The 8,059-nt window shown below is 71.2% G+C and carries 7 protein-coding genes and 2 pseudogenes; 4 read left to right on the plus strand and 5 right to left on the minus strand.

Translation table 11 applies throughout. The features are described 5' to 3' along the window. Window positions 1–1,241, plus strand: a 1,241-nt coding sequence (locus Y694_RS18110) for a glycerate kinase (protein ID WP_036235063.1), incomplete at its 5' end; no start/stop codon positions are given. A 7-nt stretch (window positions 1,242–1,248) separates the two neighbouring features. Here Y694_RS18110 and Y694_RS18115 read toward each other — a convergent pair. Both Y694_RS18115 and Y694_RS18120 read right to left on the minus strand, forming a co-directional pair. After that, window positions 1,249–2,010, minus strand: coding sequence for an ABC transporter permease (locus Y694_RS18115; RefSeq protein ID WP_036235073.1), 762 nt, complete (start codon window positions 2,008–2,010; stop codon window positions 1,249–1,251). Between the two features lie 2 nt (window positions 2,011–2,012). Continuing rightward, entirely contained in the window at window positions 2,013–2,942 is a 930-nt protein-coding gene (locus tag Y694_RS18120) for an ABC transporter ATP-binding protein (protein ID WP_011828578.1), read from the minus strand. A gap of 130 nt (window positions 2,943–3,072) precedes the next feature. Here Y694_RS18120 and Y694_RS18125 point away from each other — a divergent pair, with 130 nt between their 5' ends. From Y694_RS18125 to Y694_RS18135, 3 genes are read left to right on the plus strand one after another with little or no spacing between them, the layout of a single operon-like run. Beyond that, the gene (locus Y694_RS18125) at window positions 3,073–4,149 is read left to right on the plus strand and encodes a phosphotransferase (protein ID WP_051495874.1); all 1,077 of its coding nucleotides are present in this window, start codon (window positions 3,073–3,075) and stop codon (window positions 4,147–4,149) included. Between the two features lie 10 nt (window positions 4,150–4,159). Further along, on the plus strand, window positions 4,160–4,846 hold the full coding sequence (locus tag Y694_RS18130) for a VOC family protein (RefSeq protein WP_036235065.1): 687 nt from the start codon (window positions 4,160–4,162) through the stop codon (window positions 4,844–4,846). Between the two features lie 19 nt (window positions 4,847–4,865). Next, complete coding sequence (locus tag Y694_RS18135) at window positions 4,866–5,642, plus strand: hypothetical protein (RefSeq protein WP_036235067.1); 777 nt, start codon at window positions 4,866–4,868, stop codon at window positions 5,640–5,642. Between the two features lie 3 nt (window positions 5,643–5,645). On the opposite strand, the pseudogene Y694_RS18140 reads toward Y694_RS18135, so the two are convergent. The 3 genes and pseudogenes from Y694_RS18140 to Y694_RS18145 form a co-directional block, all read right to left on the minus strand. Continuing rightward, a pseudogene (locus Y694_RS18140) lies at window positions 5,646–6,757 on the minus strand (amidase family protein). Window positions 6,758–6,791: 34 nt separating this feature from the next. After that, window positions 6,792–7,058, minus strand: a pseudogene (locus Y694_RS27260) (amidase family protein); the annotation flags it as partial. 87 nt (window positions 7,059–7,145) lie between these two features. Beyond that, entirely contained in the window at window positions 7,146–7,748 is a 603-nt protein-coding gene (locus tag Y694_RS18145; protein ID WP_036235069.1) for a transferase hexapeptide repeat family protein, read from the minus strand. Window positions 7,749–8,059: the final 311 nt, after the last annotated feature.

An 8,059-nucleotide genomic window follows, 5' to 3' on the forward strand; every position in this document is an offset into this window, starting at 1 on the left:
TCGACGCGGCCGTGGCCGCGGCGCAGCCGGCGCTGTGCCTGCCGGCCCACCTGCCCGAGAAGCCGGCGGGCCGCACCTTCGTGATCGGCGCCGGCAAGGCCTCGGCCGCGATGGCGCGGGTGCTGGAGCAGCACTGGGACGGCCCGCTGCAGGGCCTGGTGGTCACCCGCTACGGCTATGCGGTGCCCTGCGAGCGCATCGAGATCGTCGAGGCCGCCCACCCGGTGCCCGACGCCGCCGGGCTGCGCGCGGCCGAACGCATCCGTGCGCTGGTGAGCGATCTGCGCGCCGACGACCTGGTGATCGCTCTCATCTCCGGCGGTGGCTCCTCGCTGCTGGTGGCGCCGGGCCCCGGGCTCACGCTGGCCGACAAGCAGGCCGTCAACACCGCACTGCTGGAGAGCGGCGCGACGATCTCCGAGATGAACTGCGTGCGTCGGCACCTGTCGTCGCTGAAGGGCGGGCGGCTGGCCGCCGCCTGCCACCCGGCCCGGCTGGTGAGCCTGCTGGTCTCCGACGTGCCGGGCGACAACCCGATCGACATCGCATCGGGCCCGACCGTGGCCGACCCGACCACCTGTGCCGACGCGCTGGCCATCGTGCAGCGCTACCGGATCGCGCTGCCGCCGGCGGTGCGCGCGCTGCTGGAAAGCGGCGACGGCGAGACCGTCAAGCCGCACGATCCCCGCCTGGCACGCAGCGAGACGCGGCTCATCACCGCGCCGCGGATCGCGCTCGAGGCGGCGGCGCGGGTCGCGCGCGACGCCGGCCTCACGCCCTACATCCTGGGCGACAGCCTCGAGGGCGAGGCACGCGAGGTTGGCAAGGCCATCGCCGGCATCGCAAGGCAGGTGGCGCTGCACGGCCAGCCGTTCCGCCCGCCCTGCGTGCTGCTGTCGGGCGGCGAGACCACGGTCACCTTGAAAGGCCGGGGCCGCGGCGGCCGCAATGTCGAGTTCCTGCTGTCGCTCGCCATCGCGCTGGACGGCCTGCCCGGCGTGCATGCGATCGCGGGCGACACCGACGGCGTCGACGGCGTCGAGGAGATCGCCGGCGCCTGCGCCGCGCCCGACACGCTGGCGCGTGCCTGGGCGCTCGGCCTGCGCCCGCGCGCCAGCCTCGACGACAACGACGGCCACGGCTTCTTCCAGGCGCTGGGCGATTCGGTGGTCACCGGCCCGACGCTGACCAACGTGAACGACTTCCGGGCGGTGCTGATCGAGGGCCCGGCCGGCGCCTGAACGCGCGTCAGGTCTTCAGCCGGTAGCCGGTGCGGAAGATCCAGGCCACGACGGCCAGCGAGCCGGCGAGGAAAGCGAAGGTCATGCCCAGGCTCAGTGCGATGTGCACGTCGGCCGTGCCGTAGAAGCTCCAGCGGAAGCCGCTCACCAGGTAGACCACCGGGTTGAACAGCGCCACCGTCTGCCAGAACGGCGGCAGCATGCCGATCGAATAGAAGCTGCCACCCAGGAAGGTGAGCGGCGTGACGATCAGCAGCGGCACCACCTGCAGCTTCTCGAAGCCGTCGGCCCAGATGCCGATGATGAAGCCGAACAGGCTGAAGGTCACCGCCGTCAGCACCAGGAACAGCAGCATCCAGACCGGGTGCTCGATGCGCAGCGGCACGAACAGCCAGGCGGTGGCCAGGATGATGAGCCCGAGCACGACCGACTTGGTGGCCGCGGCGCCCACGTAGCTCAGCACGATCTCGAAGGCCGAGACCGGCGCCGACAGCAGCTCGTAGATCGTGCCGGTGAACTTGGGAAAGTAGATGCCGAACGAGGCGTTCGAGATGCTCTGCGTCAGCAGCGACAGCATCACCAGCCCCGGCACGATGAAGGCGCCGTAGCTGACGCCGTCCACTTCGGGAATGCGCGCGCCGATCGCCGCACCGAACACCACGAAGTACAGCGAGGTGGAGATCACCGGCGAGATCACGCTCTGCATCAGCGTGCGCCACGCGCGCGCCATCTCGAAGCGGTAGATCGCGCGCACCGCGTGCAGGTTCATGCTCATGGGGTGTTGTCCTCGATCAGGCCGACGAAGATGTCTTCCAGGGAGCTCTGCGTCGTGTGCAGGTCCTTGAAGGCGATCCCCAGCCCGCTCAGCGCGTCCAGCAGCGCGGCGATGCCGGCGCGCCCGCTCTGCGTGTCGTAGGTGTAGGTCAGCTCCAGGCCGTCGGCCGACAGCGTGAGCGCGTAGGCGGCCAGCGCGGGCGGCACCTGCGCCAGCCGCGCCGTCAGCTGCAGTGTCAGCTGCTTGCGGCCGAGCTTGCGCATCAGCTCGGCCTTCTGCTCGACGAGGACCAGCTCGCCCTTGTTGATGATGCCGATGCGGTCGGCCATCTCCTCGGCTTCCTCGATGTAGTGCGTGGTCAGGATGATGGTCACGCCGGTGGCGCGCAGCTCGCGGACCAGCTGCCACATGTCGCGCCGCAGCGTCACGTCGACGCCGGCGGTCGGCTCGTCCAGGAAGAGGATGCGCGGCTCGTGCGACAGCGCCTTGGCGATCATCAGCCGTCGCTTCATGCCACCCGACAGCGCCATGATCTTGCTGTCCTTCTTGTCCCACAACGACAGCGCCTTCAGCACCTTCTCGATGTGCGCCGGGTCCGGCGGCTTGCCGAACAGGCCGCGGCTGAAGGACACCGTGTTCCACACCGATTCGAAGGCGTCGGTCGTCAGCTCCTGGGGCACGAGGCCGATCAGCGAGCGTGCGGCGCGGTAGTCGCGAACGATGTCGTGCCCGTCGACTTCGATGCGGCCGCTGCTCGCATTGACGATGCCGCAGACGATGCTGATCAGCGTGGTCTTGCCGGCGCCGTTGGGTCCCAGCAGCGCGAAGATCTCGCCGGGGCGGATCGCCAGGTCGATGCCCTTGAGCGCGTGGAAGCCCGAGCGGTAGGTCTTGGAGACGCCTGTGGCCGTGAGGATGTGCTGCATCGGGACGAGGATAGCCGCAGCCTGCCCAGGCTGCCTGTCACGCCTGGGCAAGCGCGGTGTCCGGAATGAGCCATCTTTCAGCGTGCCCGCGCCCTAAGCTGCGCCGCGAGCAACCCGGAGAGACCTGCCCATGAGCCAGCCTGTCGCCATCGTGCCGCCCGAGGCGGTGACCCCTGCGTGGATCACGGCCGCGTTGGCCGCCGGGGGCGTGAACGCCCGGGTCGCCGGACTGGTGATGGAGTCGGTGGGCACCGGACAGCTCGGCGAGACCCGGCGCTTCCACCTCGAGTACGCCGGCACGCCGCCGCCCGACGCGCCGAAGTCGGTGGTCGGCAAGTTCCCGTCCGCCAATGCCACGGCGGCGGAGACCGGGCGGTCGATGGGCTTCTACCGCTCGGAGGTCATGTTCTACCGGGAGGCGGCCGCGAAGGCCGGCATCCACGTGCCGCGGACCTACGTCGCGGAGATCGATGCCGCCAACGATTTCGTGCTGCTGTTCGAGGACCTGGCGCCGGCCCGGCCCGGTGACCAGATGCGCGGCTGCAGCGTCGACGAGGCGCGCCGTGCGCTGTCGGAGGCGGCCCGGCTCCACGCGGCCTACTGGAACGACCTCGAGCTGATGAAGCAGCCCTGGCTCTACGTGCCCGAAGGCGCGCAGGGCTTCTACACCACCGAGCTGATCGAGTCGTCGTGGGACTATTTCAAGCGCACCTACGACGGCGTGCTGTCCGCCGAGGTCACCGATGTCTGCGAGCGCTACGTCCGTCACCACGCGCACTGGAACCGGCCGCGGCCGCTGCCCAAGTGCTACTCGCACTGCGACTTCCGGCCCGACAACATGCTGTTCCATCCCGCGGGGGGCCGGGTCGCGATCGTCGACTGGCAGACCAGCAACTTCCTCGGGACCGGCATGGACACCGCCTATTTCCTGGGGGGAGCGTTCGACCGCGAGACGCGCCGCAAGCACGAGCGCTCGCTGCTCGCCGGCTACCACGAGGCACTCTGCGCCCACGGCGTGCAGGACTACAGCTTCGACCACGCGATGGCCGACTACCGGCACTACAGCTTCGCGGTGCTCGCGGTCGCGATCGCCGCGACGGTGATCGTCAAGCGCACCGAACGGGGCGACCGCCTGTTCGCGCACATGATCACCGGTGGCGCGCACCAGGCGATCGACAACCACGCGCTCGACACGCTGGGCGCCTGAGGGACCGGCCATGCGCCTGCTCAAGCCGCACCTGGACATCGGCCTGTTCACCAACCAGATCGCGCAGCAGCGCAGCTTCTGGTCGGACACCGTGGGCCTGCGCCTCGACCATGAGCTCGACTTCGGCAACGGCACCGTCCAGCACCGCTACGACGCCCACGGCTCCGTCGTCAAGGTGAACCACTACCCGACGCCGCTGCCCGGGCAGCCGCCGACCGGCTACGTCGGCCTGACGATCGCGGGCCCCGATGCGCGCCGCTACGAAGGCCGGCACCCGGACGGCGACGCGGTCCGCGTGGTGCCGAGCGGCACCGATGGCGTGGTGGGCATCGGCATCACGGTGCGCACGCCGGACACCGCGCGGCTGATGCGCTTCTACACCGAGGCGATGGCGTTCGACCGCGTCGCCGACGACGTGGCGCGCTGCGGCGACACGCTGCTGTTCGTCACGCCCGGCCCGGGCGGGCGACCCTGCAACGATTTCGTCGGCCTGGCGTTCCGCTACCTCACCGTCCAGATCGACGATGCCGACCTGGCGATGCAGGAGATCGTGGCGCGCGGCGGAAGCGTGGCGCGCGACCCGGTCACCTTCGGCACGGTCGCGCGCTACGGTTTCGTCGCGGACCCCGACGGGAACTGGATCGAGATCTCCGCGCGCGGATCGCTCGGCGGTCACGTGCCGCCGGTCGATCGCTGAGTCCACCGAGGCCCATCGCATGGCGCACTACGTCGACGTGGAGGACGCGGTCGGGATGCCCGGCCTGCGCGTGGTGCTCACGCCGGGCGTGCCCGGCCCGTGGAGCGAGGCGGCCAAGGCGATCCTGCACGTCAAGAAGCTCGCGCACGTGAAGGTGAGGCAGGAGCTGCTCGGTTCCAACCTGCCGCTGATCCGCTGGACCGCGCAGGCCACCGCGCCGGTCGCGGTGTGGAACGAGGAGCCACCGCGGTCGACGTGGATCGAACAGCTGTATCTGTTCGAGCGGCTGGCGCCGGAGCCGGCGCTGATCCCGCGCGATGTCGACGAGCGGATGCTGATGTTCGGCCTGGCAAACGAGATCTTCGGCGAGAACGGCTTCGTGTGGAACCGGCGGCACCTGATGGTGCGCGACTTCTCCGGCCCCGATCAGCCGCCGGAGATCCGCGAGAGCTTCAGGTTCCTCGGCCGGAAGTACGGGTACGGCGACGCTGCCGCGGCGGCGGCGCCCGCTCGCTGCGCCGAGGTGATGGGCCTGCTGGCCGACCGGCTGCGATCGCAACGCGAGCGCGGCAGCCGCTACTGCGTGGGGGCCTCGCTCACCGCGCTGGACCTTTATGCCGCCTGCGCCTACGCGCTGGTCTCGCCATTGCCGCAGGACCTGTGCGCGATGACGCCGCTGTTCCGTGCCGTGTACACGACCGGCGACCCGGTGGTGAGGGCCGCCGCGGTCCCCATCCTCGGCGAGCACCGCGACTTCATCTACCGGCAGCACCTGGAGCTGCCGGTCGACCTCTGAGTCTCAGCCGACGGGGTCTATGGGCGTGGCGAGCGCGAAGCGCCGCTCGATCGCTTCGGCGGCATCGAGGCACTGGTCCTCGCGGAAACGCCGGCCGGTCAGCAGCACGCCGATCGGCAGGCCGGTGGCCTCGTCGCGGTCCGCCGGCACGCAGGCCGAGGGCAGGCCCATCAGATTGGCCGGCAGCACCGGACGGATCATCTCCGCGGTGTCGGCGGCGCCAGCGGGCGAGGCGCAGTCGAAGCCGGGTTCGAACGGCAGTTGCGACCAGGTCGGCGACAGCAGCAGCGGGTACGTCGCCATGAAGCGCGACCAGTCGCGCGCGATGCCGTCGCGGCGCATGAACAGCTCGGACACCGCCGCGGTGTCGGCCCACGGCGGCATGATGGCGCGCAGCATCTCCCAGAAGGCTGCGCCGTCGCGCCCCATCATCGGCAGCAGCTGCGGCGTCATCGCCTCGAAGTCGCCGAACAGCAGTTGCGCCCAGGCGGTGATCGCGTCCTCGTAGCGCGGCGGGCAGATCTCGGTCACCTCGTAGCCGGCATCGGCCAGCGCCGCGGCGGCCCGCCGTACCGCGGCGGCCACGCGCGGATCGGTGCGGCCACCCGGTGGCTCGGGCAGCACCGCGACGCGCAGCGGTCCGGGCTCGGCGGCGCCGACCAGCGGCGCCGAGATCGACCAGGGATCACGCGGGTGCGCGCCCATCAGCGCCTGCAGCGCGGCACGCACGTCGGCCACGCGACGTGCCATCGGGCCCTGCACGTTCATCAGCTGCACCGCGAACAGGCGGTCTTCGGCCGGCACGAAGCCGGCGTCGGGCACGCGGCCCGCCGACGGCCGGATCGACGCGATGCCGCAGGCATTGGCCGGGTTGCGCAGCGAGCCGCCGATGTCGTTGCCCAGGCCGATCGCGGCCATGCCGGTGGCCAGCGCCACCGCGTCGCCGCCGCTCGAGCCGCCGGCGGTGCGCCCCGGATTCCAGGGGTTGAGCGTGCGCCGTGCAGGCTGCTGTCGGTGTGCACCCGCAGCGCCAGGTCGGGCAGGTTGGTGCGGGCGATCGGGATCGCGCCGGCCGCGCGCATGCGTTGCACCGTCGGCGCATCCTCCGGCACCATCGCGCCAGCCAGCGCCGGCACGCCCCAGGGGGGTGGGCAGGCCGGCCATGTCGATGTTTTCCTTCACCGTGATCGGCACGCCGTGCAGCGGACCGAGCGCGGCGCCCGCCGCCACCTGGCGATCGGCCGCCACGGCGGCGGCGCGGGCCTCGTCGGCCAGCAGACGGACCACGGCGTTGACGCGCGGGTTGACGGCCTCGATGCGCGCCAGATGGGCCTCGATCACCTCGACGCAGGACACGTCGCGCCGTGCGATCAGCGTGGCCAGTTCGAGGGCGCTGTGTTGCCAGAGTGCTTGCATGGGGTCCGCCTGGGTGGGGTGAAGGGGCAGGAGCGATGAGTGTGCGATTGCCGGACGGTGAGGACAGTCGCGCGCGCGACGCCGGCCTCAGGCACGCTTCGTCGCGATCAGCGTCCGCAGCGCCGGTCCCTGCAGGCGCGGCCGGTCGGCGTCAAGCGCGGTGAGCGGCTGCACCTCGCGCAGCGAGTCGCGGCTGCGCCGCGCGAGGTCCTGGTAGGTCTGGGTGCCTTCGAGTTTCCAGGCGATCTCGGCGTCGCTCAGCAGCCGCTTGGGCCGGGCCGGCGTGCCGGCCACCAGCGTGCGCGGCGGCACCTGCATGCCGGCCGGGACGAAGGCGCAGGCCGCCACGATGGCCTGCGCGCCGACCTCGGCCTCGTCCATCACCACCGCGTTCATGCCCACCAGCGCGTCGCGCCGCACCACGCAGCCGTGCAGTACCGCGCCGTGGCCGATGTGGCCGTTCTCCTCGACCACGGTCGCCTGGTCCGGGAAGCCGTGCAGCACGCAGTTGTCCTGCACATTGGCGCCCGGCCCGATGACGATGCGTCCGAAGTCGCCGCGCAGGCAGGCGCAGGGGCCGACGTAGCAGTGCGCGCCGACGATCACGTCTCCGATCAGCACCGCCGTGGGGTGGACGTAGGCGCTCGGATCGACAACCGGCAGCACCCCGTCGATGGCGTAGCAGGGCATGGCGGCTCCGGGTAGGTAGTTGCAGGGATGGGCAGGAGCCCGAACCGGAACATATAGTCTACCGACTGGTCGGTCAATCATGCATTGCCCGAGCGCACACGGGAGATGTCCCGGCATTCCCTGGCAGAAAAGGCAGCACCGATGTCCGACCCCACGGTCCTCGTCGCGCAGACCGGCAGCGTGCGGACGCTGACGCTGCACCGTCCCGCCGCGCTGAACAGCTTCACCACCGAGATGCTCGGGCGCCTGCGCGGCGAGCTCGACGCGGCGGCCGGCGACGCCGGCGTGCGCTGCGTCGTGCTGACCGGGGG

It is taken from the genome of Methylibium sp. T29-B (assembly GCF_000576225.1).
Taxonomy (GTDB): domain Bacteria; phylum Pseudomonadota; class Gammaproteobacteria; order Burkholderiales; family Burkholderiaceae_C; genus Methylibium; species Methylibium petroleiphilum.

Coding starts and splice junctions, on each gene's coding strand:
- Y694_RS18115 (WP_036235073.1), bottom strand. CDS start 2,010: ATGAACCTGCACGCGGTGCGCGCGATCTACCGCTTCGAGATGGCGCGC.
- Y694_RS18120 (WP_011828578.1), bottom strand. CDS start 2,942: ATGCAGCACATCCTCACGGCCACAGGCGTCTCCAAGACCTACCGCTCG.
- Y694_RS18125 (WP_051495874.1), top strand. CDS start 3,073: ATGAGCCAGCCTGTCGCCATCGTGCCGCCCGAGGCGGTGACCCCTGCG.
- Y694_RS18130 (WP_036235065.1), top strand. CDS start 4,160: ATGCGCCTGCTCAAGCCGCACCTGGACATCGGCCTGTTCACCAACCAG.
- Y694_RS18135 (WP_036235067.1), top strand. CDS start 4,866: ATGGCGCACTACGTCGACGTGGAGGACGCGGTCGGGATGCCCGGCCTG.
- Y694_RS18145 (WP_036235069.1), bottom strand. CDS start 7,748: ATGCCCTGCTACGCCATCGACGGGGTGCTGCCGGTTGTCGATCCGAGC.